This window comes from Plantibacter sp. CFBP 13570, from assembly GCF_014841395.1.
GTDB classification, from domain to species: domain Bacteria; phylum Actinomycetota; class Actinomycetes; order Actinomycetales; family Microbacteriaceae; genus Plantibacter; species Plantibacter auratus.
On sequence record NZ_JACYTW010000042.1, the window covers coordinates 15,195 to 35,065 of the forward strand.

Here is a 19,871-nt window from a genome sequence, read left to right on the forward strand (position 1 = left end):
GGGAAAGGCATGCCGGATCCGCCAGGCCTTCCGCGCGCCCTTCAACAAGCTCAGAGACGGGGAGGGACGCCCGCCCGACTCTCGCCGGCACGACGAAAAATCGCCCCATCCGAGGATGAGGCGATTTGTCCGTGGCGAGTGAGGGATTCGAACCCCCGAAGGCTGAGCCGTCTGATTTACAGTCAGATCCCTTTGGCCGCTAGGGTAACTCGCCAAGCGCGCCCGACCGACTTTCGAACAGCCAACCGAAAGCGCTTGACCAATATAGCCGTCAGACCGCCGGACGCGAAATCAGCATCGGCATCCGTCACCGGGCCGCTCAGCGATTGTCGGACGGCGCAGCTTCGGCGTACTCGTTCGCCGCTGCGGCGACCCGGCGAAGGTACTCGGGTGACGAGTTGTACGCCCGGATCCCGCTCAGCCAGCCGTCCTCCGTCCGCATGTCGTAGTCGCTCGCCCGGCAGAGGTAGTTCGCAGCCGCCATCGCCGCGTCGTCGAGGTTCTGCGGGTCGAGCACGCCGTCACCGCTCGCGTCGGTCCCCCAGTTCTCCCACGACTGCGGGATGAACTGGAACGGCCCGACGGCACGGTCATGGACCGGGTCGCCGTCGATGACCCCCTGGTCGGTGTCGGTGATCTCCTCGGTCTCGCCACCCTTCAGCGGCACACCGAAGATCGGCGGCGTCACGACACCGTCCTCGCCGAGCTTCGAGCCGTCGTGGCGACCGTGGTCGCTCTCGGCGAACCCGACGGCCGCGATCGTCGTCCAGCCGATACCGCACTCCGGCGTCAGCTCGGCCTTGCGGATGGCGGCACCGGCATAGGAACGCAGGGCGCGCTCGGGGATGCCACTCGCCTCGGCGACCTCGGTGATCCACTGGGAGTCGGCGAGGTCGACGTTCGCGACACCGCCGTCAGGGGCGTCGCTCTTCGGCGGGAGCTCGACGGGGACCGCATACGGGACGGGGTCCGGCTCGGGAGCGCAACCGCTCAACACGAGCACACCGATCGCCAGGGTCGCTCCGGCGAGCGCCCCTCGTCGTCCGACGATGGTCCGCTGGTCCTGCTTCACCGGGCTGCGCATCGCACCCACCCAACCACACCTGCCTGAGCGACACCGGCGCTACCATGGTCCACATGGCAGATTCATCGTTTGACGTCGTGAGCAAGGTCGACAAGATGGAGGCGGACAACGCCCTCAACCAGGCGCACAAGGAGGTCGAGCAGCGGTACGACTTCAAGAACGTCGGTGCCTCGATCGCCTGGAGCGGCGAGAAGATCCTCATGAAGGCCAACACCGAGGAGCGCGTGAAGGCGATCCTCGACGTCTTCGAGTCCAAGCTCATCAAGCGCGGCATCTCGCTCAAGAGCCTCGAGGTCGGCGACCCGTTCGCGAGCGGCAAGGAGTACCGGATCGAGGCGACCCTCAAGGAGGGCATCAGCCAGGAGATCGCGAAGAAGGCCAACAAGCTCATCCGCGACGAGGGCCCGAAGTCGGTCAAGTCGCAGATCCAGGGCGACGAGCTCCGTGTCTCGTCGAAGAGCCGTGACGATCTCCAGGCCACCATGGCGCTGCTCAAGGGCGCCGACCTCGACATCGACCTCCAGTTCGTCAACTACCGCTAGCTGGTCGGACGCGGTCGATCACCTCGATCGCGTCATGATCGACCCCCGCACCACTCTCTTCACCGGAGCACCCGCACGAGCGGGCTCGATGGTTGGAGTGGAGCAGTGGATCACCACAGACCCGCGGACGGGTCGCATCTCGAACTCTTCCGGACCTCGCGCGCCGGCCAGGAGGTCGGTGTCCCGTGCTGGTGCACGATCGGCGCGAATCACAGCTACGCCGACTGGCTCGCCGCCGGGCGACCGGATCCGCGACGTCCGCGACGAGGTATCCCGCCTGCTGAGCGCTAGCGGTCGGCAGTCGGCGGCGGCGCGAGATAGCCGCGTGCCCAGGTGACGATCTGCTCGAAGGCGCGGCGTCTGACGGCCTCCTCGGACAGGAAGACGTCGTGCAGTGCGCCGTCGAGGCGAACGATCGTGACGGTCTCGCCCAGGTCGAGTGCGCGCTCCGCGACCGCGTCGACGTCGAGCGCCGTGTCACTCCGCATCATCGCCTCGTTCCACCGCGGCAACAGGACACTCCGTGCCGACAGCAGCGTGAGGGCCGGCACACGCAGCTGCAGGCCCGCGTCGACGAGCCGATGCCCTCGCAGGATCGCATTCAACCACCCGGGATGCAGCGGGAAGCCGTGGAGGGGCCGCCAGGCGAAGTCGTAGTCCCATGCCCCGTCCATCGTGCTCGACACGGAGCGGGTGTAGAACCCGAGGTCGACGACGGGGAGCTGCGCACGCGGGTCGATCCGCGATCCGGCTTGGACGAGCGGGGCGATCGCGAGCCGCCCGAGCTGCCTCGCCTGGAATTCGAGCCATGGACTGTTCAGCACGAGACCGGCGACGCGATCCTGGTTCCGGGCCGTCCAGAGACTCAGGGTGAGCCCGCCGGTCGAGTGGCCGAGGAGGACGAGTCGGCGGCGGGTCCGACGCCCGGCAGCGTGGTCCTCGGGGCCGTGCCCCATCACCGCGAGCGCGGCCTCGATGTCCTCGTCATAAGTGCGGAGGTCGTCGACGTATCCCGGCGTCTGGTGCGGGCGGAGGCTCCGGCCGTACTTGCGCAGGTCGAGCGCGTAGAACCGCGCGCCGAGCCTGGCCCAGAATCGAGCCAGATGACGTTGGAAGAAGTAGTCGGACCAGCCGTGGACGTACAGGACGTCGATGCCGTCCGCGACGTCCGGCAGGAGGAACTCGCCCAGCTGTTCGAGGGGCGGCATCCGGTAGCGGACGAGGGTCGCGACGACCTCGCCCTCGTCATCCGGTTCGAGGTTCAGCGTGCGCTGCTGGAAGCCCTCGCCGAGGATGTCGGCGGTCCACCCTCGAGATCCGGCCATACCGTCACGTTACCGCGCCCGCTGATCGGTGGTCGGATGGTCGGGCTCCCGCGCCGACCACCCGACCTCCGACTACTGCTGGTACGGGTTGTGCTGCTGCGGAGCCTGCGGCTGCTGTCCGTAGGGCTGCTGGGGCTGACCGTGCTGCTGCGAGCCCTGGTCGTGCTGACCCTGCTGGTGCTGCCCCTGCTGCTCATGCTGACCCTGCTGGAACTGCTGACCGTGCTGCTGACCACTGTGCTGCTCGCGCGGAGCGTCGGCGAGGCCCTCGGGTGCGACGAACCGCGTCACGAGCACGGCGCCGATCGTGAGGAAGCCCGCGAGGGTGACCCCGTAGAGGATCGGCGAGAGGAAGCCCTGATTGACGAAGAACGCCGGCGTGCCGTACTGCTCGACGACGCCGCGCACGATGGTGACGATGAGCACGATGAGCAGCATGACGCCGGTGCCGACGGCCGCGGCGATGCCCACCGACTGGATCAGGTCTCGGGCGGTGCGGACCCGGGTGAGCGGACGGACCATGATGAGGATGAGAGCTGCTCCCGCACCCCAGAGGGCGATGTTGACGAGGTTCGCGCCGAAGCTCAACAGGACGTCGCCGATGGGGTAGAACTCCGAGATGCTGAAGAACGACCCGATGAGGCTCACCAGGGCGACGGCCGCGGCGATACCCGCTGCGATCCCGACCGACACGAGCGCGAGACGCGTCTCGCGTGCACGGGGGTTCGGCGCCTTCGGAGCCTGCGCGTACTGCTGCGGCTGACCGTACTGGCCCTGCTGCGGCTGACCGTACTGACCCTGGGGGGCGCCGTACTGACCGGTCTGCTGCGGCTGGCCGTACTGCCCCGTGTCCTGACCGTACTGGCCGGTGTGCTGCGGCTGGCCCGGCTGCTGCGGCTGGCCGTACTGGCCCTGCTGCGGCTGGCCCCACTGGCCCGCCTGCTCACCGGTCTGCGGCTGGCCCCACTGGCCACCCTGCTGCGGAGCCGGGGTCTGCTGACCCGTCTGGTCCCACTGCTGCTGCACGGGGTCCGGGTGCATCTCGCCGTAGCGCGGCTGCTGCTGTTGCTGGCCGTCGGCGACGAATGCCGGCGGCTCGGACGGCGGTACGGACGTCGGCTGCTCCGACGGGACGTTCTGGGGCGCGTTGGGGTCGGTCATCCGTCCAGCATAGTGACCGACTCGCGCCGAAACCGGGTTCCGTGAAGCGGCTTGACTCGCGGCGATCGGCCGGATTGCGACCGTCGCCGGTGCGACTCAGGCGGACGGTGTCCCGTCATCCGACGACTGCGCCCGCGAGATCGCCACCATCTCCTCGCGCGGCACCACCTTGATGCGGGCACGACCCTGTGGTTCACCGAGCGCGATCTCGTGCTGGTCGAGGAGGTGCCAGCCCTCGAGGTCCGTGTAGGCGACGCCACGCGACTCGAGCAGCGCGACGACGGCCTCCTCCTCGGGTTCCGCGGGCGCCCACCAGTCCGCCTGATCGTTGATGACGTGACTGATGGTCTCCATCGCGTCCGACTTCGTGTGGCCGATGAGGCCGACCGGACCACGCTTGATCCACCCGGTCGCGTAGACGCCCGGGACGCGCTCGTTGCTCTCGGGGTGGAGGACCTTGCCCTCGTGGTTGGGGATGACGCCGTGCCGCGAGTCGAACGGCACGCCGGGCAGCGGGCTTCCGAAGTACCCCACCGCGCGATAGAGCGCCTGGATCGGGACCTCGCGGATCTCACCCGTGCCCTCGACCCCGCCCTGACCGTCTGGTCTCGTCCGCTCGTACCGGAAGGCGGCGACCTTGCCGGAACCGTCGTCGACGACTTCGAGCGGCTTCGCGTAGAAGTGCAGGTGCAGTCGGCGCGAGGCCTGGCCGGTCTCGCGCTTGCGCCACTGCTGCAGGACGCGGTCGATGACCATGACCTGCTTGTTGCTCGCCACCGCCGCCTTCGACGCCTCGTCGTAGTCGAAGTCCTCGTCGGCCAGGATCATGTCGACGTCGTTGAGTTCCCCGAGCTCGCGGAGCTCCAGCGGCGTGAACTTCACCTGCGCGGGCCCGCGACGCCCGAAGACGTGCACGTCGGTCACGGGCGACTGCTGCAGCCCCTCGTGGACGTTGGCCGGGATCTCGGTCGGGAGCAGGTCCTCCGGGTGCTTCGCGAGCATGCGTGCGACGTCGAGCGCGACGTTGCCGTTGCCGATCACCGCGATCGACTCCGCCTCGAGCGGCCAGGTGCGTGGGACGTCGGGGTGTCCGTCGAACCAGCTCACGAACTCGGCGGCGCCGTGCGACCCGTCGAGGTCGATGCCCGGGATGTCGAGCGGGGCGTCCTCGACGGCGCCCGTGGAGAAGATCACGGCGTTGTAGTGGTGCTTGAGGTCGTCGAGCGTGATGTCGACACCGAAGCGGACGTTGCCGAAGATCCGGATGTCGCCTCGGTCGAGGACGTCGCGGAGCGCGTTGATGATCCCCTTGATACGCGGGTGGTCGGGCGCGACGCCGTAGCGGACCAGGCCGTACGGGGCCGGCAGCTGCTCGAAGAGGTCGATGGAGACGTCGAACTTCCGTTCCGCCTTCAGGAGGATGTCCGCCGCGTAGATGCCTGCGGGTCCTGCGCCGACGATGGCCAGCCTGAGCTTGGTCACGGTGGTTCCTTTCGTGTCCCCGTGCGGGGTTCCGGGTGCGGCCGGTTGAGCGCTCCGGCCGTCATGCATGCGCGTCTGGGATGCCCTGCCGCTCCGGTGGAGCGGCGCCGCCATCAACTCCTTCGGTCGACGATCGCCTTCGCGAAGTGCACGAGCGCCTTCTTGACCGAGCCGTCGGGCAGCGGTGCCAGTGCCGCGATCGCTTCGTCGGCCCACTGCCGTGCCTCGGCGAAGGTCCGCGCGGTCACGGCGTGGTCGCGCAGGGTGGCGACCAGTGCGGCGAACCGGACCGGGTCGTGGTCCGTCTCCGTGACCTCGGCGTCGAGACGGGCGACGAGGGCCGCGGCTTCGGGGTCGGCGACCGCCTCGCGGCGCAGGTAGAGCATGGGGAGGGTGACGACGCCGGCCCGCAGGTCGGTGCCGGGGACCTTGCCGGTCTCCTCGGGTTGCGGCGACAGGTCGATGACGTCGTCGATGAGCTGGAAGGCGATGCCGACCTTCTCGCCGAACTCGACGACCGCGCTCTCGTACACCTCGGGGGCGTTGGAGAAGATGACGCCGCTCCGGGCCGCGGCGGCGATGAGCGAGCCGGTCTTGTCGGCGAGGACCTGGATGTAGTGCTCGACCTCGTCCTGACCCTCGCGAGGGCCGGTGGTCTCGTGCAGCTGCCCCAGCACGAGGCGCTCGAACGTGGCGGCCTGGATCCGGATCGCCCGCTCGCCGAGGTCGGCCATGATCTGGCTGGCGCGCGCGAACAGGAGGTCGCCGGTGAGGATGGCGGTGTTGTTGCCGAACACCTGGTGGGCGCTGGGGACGCCGCGACGCTTGTCGGCGTCGTCCATGACGTCGTCGTGGTACAGCGAGCCGAGGTGGGTGATCTCGATCGCCTCGGCCGCCCGCAGGACGTTGTCGGTGATGCCGTCGCCGAGCTGGGCGATGAGCATGGTGAGCAGCGGGCGGACCCGCTTGCCGCCGGCCTCGAGCAGATAGCGCGCGGTGACGTCGACGAGGTCGTCGGTGAACCCGAGCTGCTCCTCCAGACCGATCTCGAGGCGGGCCACGCCGTCGTCGATGGTCTTGGCGAGCTTCCGGTCTGCACCGGTCGCGAACATGCGTTCGGCAAGCCCGGCCTGGCTGGCCAGGTTGCTGACACGGCGGGTCGCGCTGGGATTCACAGCTCTAGCCTAGCCGGGGCAGCCCGTCACCTGTGCCGGAGGACCGGAATCCACGGGCGCGATCAGGCGATTGGCAGCTGTGGTCGGACCACATGACTCGGTTCAGCGGAGTCGCACGCCCTCGGCGTCGTAGAACGCCAGATGCGGGAACTCGTGCGCGAGGTCGAGCAGCATCGAGTATCCGTCGGTGTTGAGCGGCGGCCAGGTCCAGGCGTCGACGCCCTGCGCGGTCGGCAACGCGGCGCGGAAGAGGCCCGCTTCGACGCCGGTCCCGAGGTGTTTCGGCGGCACGACGACGAGGGCGATCCTGGCCGACGGCCCGGACGCCACGAACTGGAGCCGCGCACCGGTCGCGTCGTCTCGCACGATGAACTCACGGGTACCCGGGGTGTCCGGCGGGATCTCGGTGGTGTCGTAGCGCTCGTACGGCTTCGCGAACGCGGACTTCGCCCGCCTGGCGTTCAGGAGGATGACGACGAGCACGAGACCGACGATCGCGACGCCCCAGATCCACGGGCCGCCTGGCAGGGTGTCCAACATCCCACCAGTATGCCCGGCCCGCCTGGACGACCCCGGGAGATGTGCCCTTCGACAGGCTCAGGGACCGGAAGGGGTGGCTCAGGGACCGGAGGGGAGATTCAGGGACCGGAGTGAGACTCAGGGACCGGAGTGAGATTCAGGGACCGGAGTGAGGCTCAGGGACCGGAGGTCAGGCGAGACCGCCGTCGACGGAGCGGCCGTACTCGATCGGCTCGTCGGGCACGAGGACCTCGGTGTCTCGGTTGAGGCTCTCCCCGCGGAAGAAGGGCCGCGAGGACTTCCGGCTGTACCAGAGCAGCATGAGCACGAAACCGAAGGCCAGCGAACCGACGCCGATGACGAACGTGCCGCCGACGCCGAAGAGGACCGTGTAGCCGTAGTCGACGTCGAACATGTCGATGCAGCTCTGCACGAAGGCGAAGGTGAGCATGAGCGCCCCGAGGAGCGGGAAGAGGCCCTTGAAGAAGAAGTCCTGCGCGGAGCGGAAGAGCACCTTCCGGAAGTACCAGACGCACGCGTACCCGGTGATGCCGTAGTAGAAGGCGATCGCGAGTCCGAGGGAGAGGATCGAGTCCGCCAGGATGTTCTCGCTCACGAGCGTCATGCCGACGTAGTAGACGATCGCGACGATGCCCATGACGAGCGTCGAGAAGGACGGCGTCTTGAAGGTCGGGTGGACGGTCGCGAACCGTTTCGGCAGCGCCTTGTAGGCAGCCATCGCGAGCGTGCCGCGCGCCGTCGGGAGGATCGTCGTCTGCGTCGACGACACCGCCGAGATGAGCACGGCGACGACCAGGATCCACGCCCACGGTCCGAGCACGAGGTCCTTCAGCGCCAGGAAGATGTCGTTCGCGTTGTCCTCGTTGGCGAGGCCGGTGCCCGTGGTACCGAGTCCGGCGTAGACCATGGCGGCGACCGTGACGGTGACGTAGGTGACCAGCAGGATGACCGTGGAGATGACCGCCGCGCGGCCCGGGATCTTCTGCGGGTCCTTCGTCTCCTCGTTCAGGGCGAGGCAGGTGTCCCACCCCCAGTAGATGAAGAGTGCGAGCAGCACCGCCTCGATGAAGCCGTGGTAATCGGTGAACGCGAACGGGTTGAACCAGTCGAGCGAGATCGGCGTCGCGTCGGGCGCGGTGCCGTTCGACGCTCCGATGAAGGCGAACACGGCGAACAGCACGAGTGCGAGGTACTGGACCGCGAGGAGGATGTTCTGGATCCGCTCCCCCAGCTCGATGCCGCGGTACGACACCCACGTCATGAGGGCGATGAACACGACACCGGTCGCGGTGACGAGCGGGACGTTCGAGGCGAGGGAGCCGTCGCCGATGAGCAACCACAGGTACTGCCCCGCGATCTGTGCGAGGTTGGCGAGCACGACGATGCCGGCGAGCGCGACGCCCCACCCGCCGATCCAGCCGGTGACCGGGCCGAAGGCCTTCGTCGCCCAGGTGAAGGTGGTGCCGCAGTCCGGTACGTCGCGGTTCAGCTCGCGGTAGGCGAACGCGATGAACAGCATCGGGATGAAGGCGACGATGAAGGCGATCGGCGCCTGGGCACCCACGGCGAGCACGACGAACCCGAGCGTCGCGACGAGCGAGTACACCGGCGCGGTCGACGCCAAGCCGATGATCACGGAGCCGAAGAGGCCGAGGGTGCCGGTGGCGAGACCCTTACCGCCGGTGGGTGATGCCGGCTGGGACCCGCGGGCCGTGTCCTGTGCTGTCATGACGGAACGGTAGGGCCGGGCGCACCCGTGTGTCAATGCTCCCGTTCGGGACCGGGCTACGGAATCAGTCGCGCCGACTCGCGGGAAGTGACGGGATCAACAGGTTCCACCCCTCGAGAATGCCGAGACGAACCCCGACGGTGTCGAGACTCAGGCCGGCTTGAGTCCGCGGTGTAGGGCGACGATTCCGCCGGTGAGGTTGCGGTACGCGACGTGCTCGTAGCCCGCTTCACGCAGCCAGGCGGCCAGCTCCGGCTGGCTCGGCCAGGCGCGGATCGAGTCGTTGAGGTAGGTGTACGCCTCGGCGTTCGACGATGCGACGCCGGCGACGAGCGGCATCACGCGCTCGAGGTAGAGGTTGTAGGCGGCGCGCATCGGGGCGAGGGTCGGCGTGGAGAACTCGCAGATGACGATCCGGCCGCCGGGCTTCGTGACCCGGAGCATCTCGGCGAGGGCGTCCTTCGGGCGGACGACGTTGCGGAGGCCGAAGGAGATCGTCGTCGCGTCGAACTCCTCGTCGGCAAAGGGGAGGTCGGTCGCGTCGGCCTCGACGAACTGGATGTCGGAGCGGTCGGCGTACTTGTCGCGACCCACGGCGATCATGCCGGGCGAGAAGTCGGCAGCCACGACCTGTGCACCGTTGCGCGCCAGCGCCGCGGAGGACGTGCCCGTGCCGGCCGCGAGGTCGAGGATGCGCTCACCGGCGGCCGGACCGACCGCACGAGTGGTCGCGATGCGCCACAGGGCGTCGTTCCCGACGGAGAGGACCGCGTTCATGCGGTCGTACTTCGTCGAGACGTCGTCGAACATGGCCGAGACCTGCTCGGGCTGTTTGGAGAGGTCGGCGCGGTTCACCCGTCCATCCTACGTCCGCGCCGCTGGGAGCCGGCCGTCCGAGCACGGCTCCCAGGCTCGCGCTCAGTAGTCGATGCGTCCGTGCCGGTTGTGGAACTCCCCGGTGGGACCGTCCGGACCGAGCAGGGCGAGCGCGACGGTCGCGTCCGTCCCCTCGGTCACCGTCTGATGGCCACCGTGTCCGTTGAAATCGGTCGCGGTGTATCCCGGGTCGCTCACGTTCACCCGGAACCCGGGCAGGTTCTTCGCGTACTGCACGGTGAGTGTGATGACGGCCGCCTTCGACGCGGCGTACGGGATCGTCGGCACCGCGAACTCGTCGGCCTCCTCGGAGGTGAGGAAGCGGGGCCATCCCACCCCCGAGGCGACGTTCACGATGACGGGTCGGGGCGAACGGCGCAGGAGGGGCAACGCCGCCTGGGTGACGCGGACGAGACCGACGACGTTCGTGTCGAGGACGTTCTGCATCGACTCCGGGGTGAGGTCGTCCACGCCGAAGGACGTGCCGAGCACGCCCGCGTTGTTGACGAGCACGTCGAGCTCAGGGATCGCTGCGAGGGCCGCGTCGACGCTCGCCTGATCGGTGACGTCGAGCTGGACGGGGTGGGCGCCGAGCGCGGCGACGGCATCGCCGCGGCCCAGGTCGCGCATGCCGGCGTAGACGGTGTGGCCGGCGTCGATCAGCCGGCGTGCGGTTTCGAGTCCGAGGCTCTTGTTGGCCCCGGTGATGAGTGTGGTGGTCATGGGTCCATGCTCCGCCCGGCATGGTCGGTCCGCCAGGCCCCGGTCGACAGGGGGACCGGCAGTACCAGGATGCGGACCGCCACCGGGGGCACAATGGCCGGATGGACGAATTCGCCGGTGTGCTCCGGGCCTGGCGCGAACGGGTCTCCCCTGCCGAGGTCGGTCTCCCCGCCGGCCCAGGAAGACGGACGGCCGGCCTGCGCCGTGAGGAGCTCTCCGCCCTCGCCGGCATCAGCGTGGACTACATCGTCAGGCTCGAGCAGGGTCGCGCGAAGAACCCGTCGCCGCAGCTGCTGCGGGCCCTCGCGGTCGCACTGCGGCTGACGGATCAGGAGCGCGACCACCTCTACCGGGTCGCCGGAGCCGCGCCACCACCGCCCGGGGTCGTCCCGCGGCACATCGGTCCGGGCGTGCAGCGCATCGTCGACCGGCTCGGTGACGTGCCGCTGGCGGTCTTCTCCGCCGCCCACGACATCCTGCTCTGGAACCCGCTGTGGGCCGCGGTGAACGGCGATCCCTCCGCCCTCGTCGGCGACGATCGCAACCTGGTGTGGCGGCACTTCACCGCGGGGCACGACGGCACGGACTTCGACGAGCAGCATGAGGAGGAGTTCGCGAGCGACCTCGCCGCAGACCTCCGGGCCGCGGTCGGGCGCTACCCGCGGGACGACGAGCTCGCACGACTCGTGGCCCGGCTGCGATCGGTGTCACCCGAGTTCGAGCGGCGCTGGGCGGAGGCCAGGGTCGCGGAGCACCGGGCGAGCCGGAAGACGGTCACACGGACACCGGTCGGACCGATCACCGTCGACTGCGACGTCCTGTCCACGCCGGGCGGCGACCTGCGCATCGTCGTGTACACGGCGGCACCGGGCACCGAGGACGCGGCGAAACTCGCACTGCTCGGGGTCACCGGGTTGCAGACGATCGGGACGTCCGGCCTGTGAACGCCCCGCCGACGAGGCGGTGACCGACCCTCCACCCGTCGGGCTGCGGCGGGGAGGGACCCCTCCTGCGCGGGCGTAGGGTTGAACGGTGACCATTCCCCTGACCTCGTCACTGGTCGCCCAGACCGTCGCCATCGACGACCCGCGCCAGCTCCTCCCGTTCGCCGACCAGACCTCGCCGCTCCTCTGGGTGCGGAAGGGACACGGGCTGGTCGGACTGGGTGAGGCGCTCCGCCTGGAGTTCTCGGGCCCCGACCGGTTCACGCGTGCCGCGGCGGCCTGGCGGGACGTCTGCGCCGCAGCAGTGGTGACGGACGAGGTACGACGGCCCGGGACCGGCCTGGTCGCGTTCGGCACGTTCGCCTTCGACGACGAGTCCTCTGCGACGAGCGTCCTCATCGTGCCGCGCACGATCATCGGCCGGTACCCCGACGCGAGCTTCATCACGCGGGTCTCCCTCGGCGACGGCGCCGAGGACGTCGATCCGGTGACCACGGCCTACGGGCCCGAATACCGCATCCAGCTGACCCCCGGCGTGCAGAGCCGCGAGGGCTACCTCGACTCGGCCGAGCGCGCCATCGCCCGCATCCAGGCCGGCGGCCTGAGCAAGGTGGTGCTCGCGCGCGACCTAGCCGGGCACCTCCCCGCGGAAGCGGACCGCCGCCGAGTGCTCCACGACCTCGCCCTCGGCTACCCCGACTGTTGGACCTACGCGGTCGACGGCTTCATCGGCTCGAGCCCGGAGACGCTCGTCCGAGTGGATCGGGGTGCCGTCTCGGCGCGCGTCCTCGCCGGCACGATCTCGCGTGGTCCCGACGCCGAGAGCGACCACGACCAGGCCGTCGCACTCATGACGAGCGCGAAGGACCAGGGTGAGCACCAGTTCGCCGTGCAGTCAGTGCTGACCGCCCTGCAGGCCCACAGCCCCCAGTTGCGCCGCAGCGAGGTCCCGTTCACCCTCAAACTGCCGAACCTCTGGCACCTCGCGACCGACATCGACGGACGACTCTCGGACGGCTCGTCCTCGCTCGACCTCATGGACGGCCTGCACCCGACGGCCGCCGTCGCCGGAACCCCGACGCGCGACGCCGTCGCTCTCATCCGTGAGCTGGAACCGTTCGACCGCGGTCGCTACGCCGGTCCGGTCGGGTGGGTGGACGCCTCGGGTGACGGCGAGTGGGCGGTGGCCCTCCGGTGTGCGCAGATCGCGCCGGACGGTGACATCACGGCCTACGCCGGCTGCGGCATCGTCGCCGACTCGGACGCCGCGACGGAGCTCGTCGAGACGAAGATGAAGTTCCGTCCGATCGTGGAGGCCTTCGGCTGAGCCGAGGCCCCCACCGCTTCAGCTCGCCGCGAGTCGTGCCTGCTCGACGGCGATGTCGTAGTCGGCCGCCGGCCACTGCGGATCGATGTCCTCGAGGGCGTCGAGCAGTAGACGCTGGACCGCGATGCGCGCGTACCACTTGCGGTCCGCCGGCACGACGAACCAGGGGGCGGCCTCGGTGCTCGTCCGCTCGAACGCCACCTGGTAGGCGTCCTGATAGGCCGGCCACAGCTCGCGTTCGTCCACATCGCCCGGGTTGTACTTCCAGTGCTTGTCCGGACGCGCGAGCCGGTCGGCGAGCCGTTCCTTCTGCTCGTCGGCGCTGATCTGCAGCATCACCTTGACGATGCGGGTCCCGCTCGCGACGATGCCCGCCTCGAAGTCGTTGATCGCCCCGTACCGACGCCCGATCTCGTCCGGCTCGGCGAGCTGACGCACCCGACCGATGAGGACGTCCTCGTAGTGCGAACGGTCGAAGACGCCGATCTGACCGGGCTTCGGCAGGTGCGGCTCAACCCGCCAGAGGAAGTCGTGGGAGCGCTCCTCCTCCGTGGGCTTCTTGAAGGCGTGGTGGTGCACGCCCTGCGGGTCGACCGAGCCGACGACGTGCTTGACGATGCCACCCTTGCCCGCCGTGTCCATCGCCTGCAGGACGAGGAGCACCGCTTCCGGGGCTCCCTGCGTGCTCGCCGCGAAGAGTCGCTCCTGTAGCTCGGACAGCGCGGGCACCCCCGCGTCGAGCTCGACCCGGCCCTGCTGCTTGTCACCGTCGAAGCCCGGCGTCGATGAGGGATCGACGTCGGCGAGGCTGAACCCCTCCCCCACGCGCAGCGTGTCTCGGGGTGGTGCCGTCCAGGTCGATGCGTGCTTCGATGCCGTCATCCGCCCATTCTGGCCGGAGCCCGGGTCGGAAGTCGACCCTTGCGACGGCCGCCCTTCGACAAGCTCAGGGACCGGGATGGAGTTCAAGGGCCGGCGGATCAGGCTCGCGGCAGCGGGACCTCGATGAGGACGGGACCGGTCACCGGCGCGGTGAACGCCTGGTCGAGTTCCGTGCGCGTGCGGGCCGAGCGGTACTCCCACCCGTAGGCGGTCGCGAGCGACTCCAGCCGGACGTGCTGTGGCGTGTACTGGACGCGGTCGAAGAGCGCTCCAGGGGCACTCTGGGCGACCTCGAGCGCGTCGAAGATGGTGCCGCCCCCGTCGTTGCCGACGATCACCTGGAGACGCGGCGCGACGCCGTCGTCCAGGAGCATCGCGCCGACGTCGTGGAGGAAGGCGAGGTCGCCGAGGAGCACCCGCGTCACACCTGGGCCTCCGTCGGCCTGGCTCGCGAGCGCGATCCCCGTGGCGGTGGCGATCGTGCCGTCGATACCCGCGAGTCCGCGGTTGGCGTGCACGCTGATCTTGCGGCCGGGGACGAGACCGTCGGCCACGCGGATGAGCCTCGACGCGCCGACGACGAGGCGGTCGTGCGGCCAGGTGGCACGCCAGACGGCGTCGACGAGGACCTCGCGGGTGACCGGGAGGCGGACGGCGTCGAGTTCGGCTCGGACGGAGGCCAGTCGCTCGGCGGGTGTCGTCGAGTGCAGCCCATCGAGATCGGGGGCTGCAGGCGAGGGGTCCACCACCCGTTCGCGGGATCCGACGACCCACGCTCCGAGCCAAGCGCGATCCGCGGGCCCCGCCTCGACGGCGACGGAGGACACGATCCGGTCGGCTCGTCGACCGGGGTTGTAGACCTCGGCTCCAGCCGGGGCGACGACGATCGTCTCGACCTGCGGCTGCTGGAGCAGGAGCGGGACCTCGCGGCTGAGGGTCGGGTGGCCGAAGACGACGACGCGCTCGACGGCCTCGCGGTAGTCCTCCTCGCGCAGCAGCTCCCGGTAGGCGGCGATGACGTTCCGTCCGAACCGGGATCCGCTCGACACCTCCGCGATGAGCGGCCACCCGCCGTCGGCCGCGAGCTGCTCTGCAGCCGGGCCGGCGTGGTGCCCGGCGACGACGAGGGTCCTGGGTCCGCGTTCGAGCACGAGATGCGGTCGACCCGGGTAGAGCGGTGCGTCCGCGGTGGTGTCCGTCTCGACCGGGACGTCGGGGGCCGCCTCGGCGACGACCGGGTCGAAGCCGCCCGAGAGCGGCTCCCGGAAGGCGAGGTTCAGGTGCACCGGGCCGGGATCGAGGACGTCCGTCGCGGCGCGGTACGCCCGCTGGGCGAGATCGCGGGCGGCGTCCTGCTCACCGGCGTCACCGGTCGGGGCCTCGACGACCACGGCGAGGCGCGCGGCGAACCCGTAGAGGTCGTCCTGCTTCGTCGTCTGGTTCGCCCGGATGCCGTGCGCCTCGGCCGGCCGGTCGGCGGTGAGGACGATGAGCGGGACGCGCGAGTGATGCGCCTCGAGGACCGCCGGATGCAGGTTCGCGGTCGCCGTCCCCGAGGTCGTGATCACGACGGCCGGGCGGTCGGTCTCCACGCCGAGGCCCAAGGCGAGGAAGCCGGCGACCCGCTCGTCGATGCGCACGTGCAGGGTGATCCGCCCGGAGGCCGCCAGCTCGGCAGCGGCGAGCGCGAGCGCCTGCGACCGGGAACCTGGGCAGACGACGACGTCGGAGACACCAGCGGCGACGAGTGCGTCGAGGAGTGCCCACGCTGACGCGCTGGCCGGGCTCGACGAGGGAGCCGAGCCGACGGGCTCGGGAGCGGCGGACGGGTTCACGAGGCGCTCGGGGCGCCAGGCGGTCTGCGGCCGGAACCGTCGTCGGGCGTGTCGGATCCTGGCGTGGGGTCGTCGTGGCTCGTCGTGTCCGGGCTGTCGCCCGACTCGTCGTCGAAGCGGTTGAGCTCGTCCTCGAGGTCGCGGATGCGCTTCGTCTGCGCACGGTCGGCGTCGAGCTTCTTGAGGAAGTCGGGGTCGTCGTCCGGGGCTGAGCCGCGGGGCACGGCCTTCGGAGCGCGAACCCGGCCGATGATCCACCAGAGGACTCCGCCGATGACCGGCAGGAGGAGGATGGCGATGATCCACGAGGTCTTGCTGATCCCTCGGACGCGGTCGCGCGGCATCGTGGCACAGTCAACCACCGAATACACGATGAAGACGACTGCCGCGACGGCGAGGCCGATCCAGAGACGAACCATGTCTCCATCGTAAACGCCAGGTGACGTGATTACCTGGGGTTGCCTTCAGGCGGGACGCCTAGACTTGTCTGGTGAAACGCGTTCCCGCCGCCGTCCGGTACACCATCCTCCGCCTCCTGGCGTTCGTGGTGCCGCTCCTGCTCCTCGTCTTCCTCACGGGTCTGCAGCCCTGGGTCGCCGCGATCATCGCCGCGATCATCGGACTCTGCGTGTCCTACATCTTCCTGCGCACCCCGCGGGAGACCGTCGCGCAGGAGCTCTACGCCCGTCGGCACGGCGACAAGCCGACGCCGCACGACGATGAGGACTCCGAGGACGCGGCGCTCGATGCGAGCGCGGCGGCACCGGAAGCGTCGTCAGCCGGCGATGCCGGGCGTGTAGAAGAACGCCAGACCGAGGATCACCCCGAACGCTAGCTGCACGAGCCCCGTCAGCTTGAGCACCAGGATCTGCTCCCTGGCCGTCGTGGAGAACAGCACGATCACGCACGCCGGGATGGCGGCGAGCAGCGCGAACATGGTGAACCAGGCGATCGGGTAGAACAGCGCGAGGAACGCGGCGATGCCGAACGGCACGAGCAGCAGGACGCAGTAGAGCACCTTCGACGCGATCCGGCCGATGAACGTCGACAGGGTGCGCTTCCCGACCGCCTTGTCCTGTTCGAGGTCGCGGAGGTTGTTGACGACGAGCGCCGCGCAGGCGATGAGGCCGGCGCCGATCGCACCGAACCATGCTTCCTGGTTCACGGTCCCGACCTGGACGAAGGTCGTGCCGAGCGTGGCGACGAGGCCGAAGAACACGAAAACGAAGACCTCGCCGAGCGCGAAGTACCCGTAGGGACGTTTCCCGCCCGTGTAGAACCAGGCGGCGACGATCGCGACCGCCCCGACGAGGAGCAGCCACCAGAACTGGGTGAGGATCGTGAGGACGATGCCGGCCACCGCCGCGATACCGAAGAACACGAGCGCGACGGTCAGGACCGTCTTGGGCTTCGCCGCACCGGAACCGGTCAGTCGGCTCGGGCCGACCCGTAGGTCGTCCGTTCCGCGGATGCCGTCGGAGTAGTCGTTGGCGTAGTTGACGCCGATCTGCAGCGCGAGCGCGACGACGAGGCAGAGCAGCGCACGGACCGGGTGGTAGACTCCGGGGCCTGCGATGATCGTCGCGGCACCGGTACCGATGAGCACGGGGGCGACGGCCATCGGCAGCGTGCGGATCCGGGCCGCACCGACCCAGTCACCGAAGGTCGCCGGCTTCGCGAGCGGGACCTTGCGACCGCCACCGCGTGCGGGGTTGCCGGATCGTCCACCGTTCGCGCCACGACCCGCCGTGCTGCGCGGTGCGGACGTCTTCTGCTGTTTCGGCGCTGCCGGCCGTGCTCCATGTGCCACGACGGCGAGTCTACCCGCGGAGCCTCGGGGCGGACGGCATCACAGGGCCCCGGCGACCTGGAGCGTCTGGAGGATCGCCGGAGCGATGTGCTCGGCGAACGCCGGGGTGAGGTGCACGCTGTCGTACTTCGTCGGCGTCGTCCCGGCGAACGCCGGGCAGACGCCATCCGCGCAGCTGAACGGGAGCGACGAGACGAAGCGTTCCCCGGCTGCTCCCGCCGCCGACTCGGTCGCCGCGGCGAAGTCGTTCCAGGCGGCGTCGACGCCGACGGCGCAGTCCTGCGGACTGGACACCCGCGAGTAGCAGGAACCGAGATCGGCGCCGAGCGGCGGCGGCGCGAGGAACACGACGCGGCCGGGGACCTGATACCCCGCCGTCTCGGCGAGCGCCGACGCGACCATGGACGTCGTGTCGAGCGATCGGCCGTCGGATGCGCGGCCCGCGGTGAACGCGTTCGAGACGATCACGAGGTCGGGCTGGTCGGCCGCGATGCGTTCGGCGATGTCGTGCTTCCGCGTCGGGCAGTCGTCCATGACGCCGGCGCCGCTGTTCTGGATGAGGTCCTGCGTGAAGCGGCATCCGTAGAGACCGATGGTGGTGATCCGTACCGCACCGCCGCTCTGGTCCGCGATCGCACGGAACGCCGGCGCGTAGGCGAGCGCGGTCGAGTCGCCGACGAGGTAGACGTGCTTCGGCGCAGCGGCATCCCCCCACGTGCACGAGCCGTCGTCGGGCGTCGCACCCAGGTCGAAGCAGGCCCGTGCGGGGTTGGTGCTCGAGGTCGCGCTGATCGCGTCGTCGAGGCTCGGCGAGAGGTTGTCCGGCCACGCCGAGGCCTCATTCGCGAGTTGCAGCTCAGCGGCGATGCCCTGGAGCGGGTCTCCGGCCGGTGTCGCGACGGCCGCGGGCCCCCCGGTCGTGACCGGCAGGCGGAGCGCGGGGCCGATGGCGATGACCGCGAGCCCGGCGACGATCACGAGTCCGACCGCCGAGTAGAGGTACTGGGAGGCGAACCGCTCGCGCCAGGCGGTCCAGGCGGCGTCCCTGGCGTCGCGGTCACCGCGGAAGGAACCCACGAGTGGCGTGCGGTGCAACGGCTGCTCGACGAGCAGGAAGGAGAGCACCGAGACCCCGAGGATGAGCCCGAGCATCCCGGGGACCGTGCTGAGGGCGGTGTCGGGGACGAGCATCGGCACGAACACGAGGATCGGGAGGTGCCAGAGGTAGAGCGAGTAGGAGATCGCTCCGACGCCACGGCTCAGCGGATTCGCGAGTGGGAACATCCAGCGCGGGTACGCCGGGCCGGCTCCGGTCCCGGCGGCGATGAGCAGCATCGCGGCGACGACGGGGGCGACCGCCCAGGGGCCGGGGAACCCGATCGACCCGGTGATGAGCAGCGCGGATGCGACGATGCCGACGAGCCCCGCCCATCCGGCGACCACCCGGAGCGCCAGCGGCAGCCGGCCGAGGAGCGGCGCGGACACGGCCAGGAGTGCGCCAGCCCCCAGCTCCCAGACCCGCGCGCCGGTCGCGAAGTAGGCGGCCTGCGGAGCCGCCCCGGACTGCCATACGGCGACGGCGAACGAGGCCGCGATGAGGACGACGAGGACGCCACCGACGACGAGGCGCGAGCGCAGCACGGGTCTGGCTCCGCGGGCCGCGACGGCGAGCAGGACGACGAGCAGCACCGGCCACACGAGGTAGAACTGCTCCTCGATCGAGAGGGACCAGAAGTGCTGCAGCGGTGACGCGGCGTCCGTCGCGTGGAAGTAGTCGGTGCCCGACGCCTCGAAACGCCAGTTCGAGACGAGCAGTGCGGCCGACACCGCGTCCCACCAGGTCGCGAGCGCCCGCGGTGCGTTGAACAGCCACGACGCCAGCGCGACGGTCGCGGCCAGGACGACGAGCGACGCGGGCAGGATCCGCTTGATCCGCCGCCCGAAGAAGGCCGGCAGGGAGATGCGTCCCGAACGCTCGTGCTCGCGCAGGAGCAACCCGGTGATGAGGAAGCCGGAGATCACGAAGAACACGTCCACGCCCACGAAGCCGCCGGCCGGCCAGCCGGTCGCGTGGGCGAGGATCACCGCGGTCACGGCGAGCGCCCGCATCCCCTGGATGTCGGCGCGGAACGCCGTGGTCGGCCTCGTGGGCGCAGCGCCCGTGTCGGTCCCCGTTGTCACCTGTCGTCGTCCCCCGGCTGCGGTCGCTCGTCGACACGCATGGGAGAGCATGCCCTATGCGACAACCGCCTGCAAACCGGCCCTCGCGGTCACGCGGAGGACGGGCTCAACCCAATCGTGAGCGGAGTGCGACGAGGTCGGGTTTGCCGCTCGCGAGCAGCGGCAGCTCGGCCAGACGGACCAGTCGGGCGGGGCGCGCCGGGCGGCCGAGCGCCTCCGCGACGGCGTCTCGGGCGGTCTGCAGCAGCGCGTCGT

At 70.1% G+C, this 19,871-nt stretch carries 18 protein-coding genes and 1 tRNA gene; 4 read left to right on the top strand and 15 right to left on the bottom strand.

The window, feature by feature from the left end; translation table 11 throughout:
• Window positions 1–132: 132 nt before the first annotated feature.
• A tRNA-Tyr gene (locus IFT89_RS13865) sits at window positions 133–214 on the bottom strand.
• Between the two features lie 105 nt (window positions 215–319).
• Window positions 320–1,084 carry a lytic transglycosylase domain-containing protein gene (locus IFT89_RS13870; protein WP_202939259.1) on the bottom strand — a complete coding sequence of 255 codons (765 nt, stop codon included), beginning with the start codon at window positions 1,082–1,084 and terminating at the stop codon, window positions 320–322.
• 53 nt (window positions 1,085–1,137) lie between these two features.
• Between IFT89_RS13870 and IFT89_RS13875 the strand changes: the two genes are divergently transcribed.
• A complete protein-coding gene (locus IFT89_RS13875; protein ID WP_056014685.1) occupies window positions 1,138–1,626 on the top strand; it encodes a YajQ family cyclic di-GMP-binding protein in 489 nt (162 codons plus the stop codon).
• A 287-nt stretch (window positions 1,627–1,913) separates the two neighbouring features.
• Here the strand turns inward: IFT89_RS13875 and IFT89_RS13880 are convergent, their stop codons facing one another.
• From IFT89_RS13880 to IFT89_RS13915, 8 genes are all read right to left on the bottom strand, one after another.
• A complete protein-coding gene (locus IFT89_RS13880; RefSeq protein ID WP_202939260.1) occupies window positions 1,914–2,951 on the bottom strand; it encodes an alpha/beta hydrolase in 1,038 nt (345 codons plus the stop codon).
• 72 nt (window positions 2,952–3,023) lie between these two features.
• Window positions 3,024–4,112 carry a hypothetical protein gene (locus tag IFT89_RS13885; RefSeq protein ID WP_202939261.1) on the bottom strand — a complete coding sequence of 363 codons (1,089 nt, stop codon included), beginning with the start codon at window positions 4,110–4,112 and terminating at the stop codon, window positions 3,024–3,026.
• Between the two features lie 96 nt (window positions 4,113–4,208).
• A complete protein-coding gene (locus IFT89_RS13890; RefSeq protein ID WP_202939262.1) occupies window positions 4,209–5,594 on the bottom strand; it encodes an FAD-dependent oxidoreductase in 1,386 nt (461 codons plus the stop codon).
• 113 nt (window positions 5,595–5,707) lie between these two features.
• The gene (locus IFT89_RS13895) at window positions 5,708–6,769 is read right to left on the bottom strand and encodes a polyprenyl synthetase family protein (RefSeq protein WP_079706663.1); all 1,062 of its coding nucleotides are present in this window, start codon (window positions 6,767–6,769) and stop codon (window positions 5,708–5,710) included.
• Between the two features lie 102 nt (window positions 6,770–6,871).
• Window positions 6,872–7,309 (bottom strand): hypothetical protein, encoded by a 438-nt coding sequence (locus IFT89_RS13900; protein ID WP_079706662.1) that lies wholly within the window; start codon window positions 7,307–7,309, stop codon window positions 6,872–6,874.
• Between the two features lie 169 nt (window positions 7,310–7,478).
• Entirely contained in the window at window positions 7,479–9,038 is a 1,560-nt protein-coding gene (locus IFT89_RS13905) for an APC family permease (protein ID WP_085514037.1), read from the bottom strand.
• A gap of 150 nt (window positions 9,039–9,188) precedes the next feature.
• The gene (locus tag IFT89_RS13910; RefSeq protein WP_124767387.1) at window positions 9,189–9,893 is read right to left on the bottom strand and encodes a demethylmenaquinone methyltransferase; all 705 of its coding nucleotides are present in this window, start codon (window positions 9,891–9,893) and stop codon (window positions 9,189–9,191) included.
• 63 nt (window positions 9,894–9,956) lie between these two features.
• Window positions 9,957–10,637: an SDR family NAD(P)-dependent oxidoreductase gene (locus IFT89_RS13915; RefSeq protein WP_202939263.1), complete on the bottom strand. Its 681-nt coding sequence runs from the start codon at window positions 10,635–10,637 to the stop codon at window positions 9,957–9,959.
• Window positions 10,638–10,738: 101 nt separating this feature from the next.
• On the opposite strand from IFT89_RS13915, the gene IFT89_RS13920 reads away from it, so the two are divergent.
• Window positions 10,739–11,581 (top strand): helix-turn-helix transcriptional regulator, encoded by an 843-nt coding sequence (locus tag IFT89_RS13920; RefSeq protein WP_202939264.1) that lies wholly within the window; start codon window positions 10,739–10,741, stop codon window positions 11,579–11,581.
• Window positions 11,582–11,669: 88 nt separating this feature from the next.
• Window positions 11,670–12,908, top strand: a complete 1,239-nt coding sequence (locus tag IFT89_RS13925; protein ID WP_307783517.1) for an isochorismate synthase — start codon at window positions 11,670–11,672, stop codon at window positions 12,906–12,908.
• Between the two features lie 18 nt (window positions 12,909–12,926).
• Here the strand turns inward: IFT89_RS13925 and IFT89_RS13930 are convergent, their stop codons facing one another.
• From IFT89_RS13930 to IFT89_RS13940, 3 genes are all read right to left on the bottom strand, one after another.
• Window positions 12,927–13,790 carry a polyphosphate kinase 2 family protein gene (locus IFT89_RS13930; protein WP_202939265.1) on the bottom strand — a complete coding sequence of 288 codons (864 nt, stop codon included), beginning with the start codon at window positions 13,788–13,790 and terminating at the stop codon, window positions 12,927–12,929.
• Window positions 13,791–13,888: 98 nt separating this feature from the next.
• Window positions 13,889–15,625: a 2-succinyl-5-enolpyruvyl-6-hydroxy-3-cyclohexene-1-carboxylic-acid synthase gene (gene menD, locus IFT89_RS13935; protein WP_202939266.1), complete on the bottom strand. Its 1,737-nt coding sequence runs from the start codon at window positions 15,623–15,625 to the stop codon at window positions 13,889–13,891.
• Complete coding sequence (locus tag IFT89_RS13940) at window positions 15,622–16,044, bottom strand: PLD nuclease N-terminal domain-containing protein (protein ID WP_202939267.1); 423 nt, start codon at window positions 16,042–16,044, stop codon at window positions 15,622–15,624. Before IFT89_RS13940 ends, menD begins: the two co-directional genes overlap by 4 nt.
• Window positions 16,045–16,115: 71 nt before the next feature.
• Between IFT89_RS13940 and IFT89_RS13945 the strand changes: the two genes are divergently transcribed.
• Window positions 16,116–16,460, top strand: coding sequence for a DUF4229 domain-containing protein (locus IFT89_RS13945; RefSeq protein ID WP_079706654.1), 345 nt, complete (start codon window positions 16,116–16,118; stop codon window positions 16,458–16,460).
• Here the strand turns inward: IFT89_RS13945 and IFT89_RS13950 are convergent.
• Entirely contained in the window at window positions 16,401–17,435 is a 1,035-nt protein-coding gene (locus IFT89_RS13950) for a 1,4-dihydroxy-2-naphthoate polyprenyltransferase (RefSeq protein WP_079706653.1), read from the bottom strand. The genes IFT89_RS13945 and IFT89_RS13950 overlap by 60 nt on opposite strands.
• A gap of 39 nt (window positions 17,436–17,474) precedes the next feature.
• The gene (locus IFT89_RS13955; RefSeq protein WP_307783518.1) at window positions 17,475–19,616 is read right to left on the bottom strand and encodes an acyltransferase family protein; all 2,142 of its coding nucleotides are present in this window, start codon (window positions 19,614–19,616) and stop codon (window positions 17,475–17,477) included.
• Window positions 19,617–19,871: the final 255 nt, after the last annotated feature.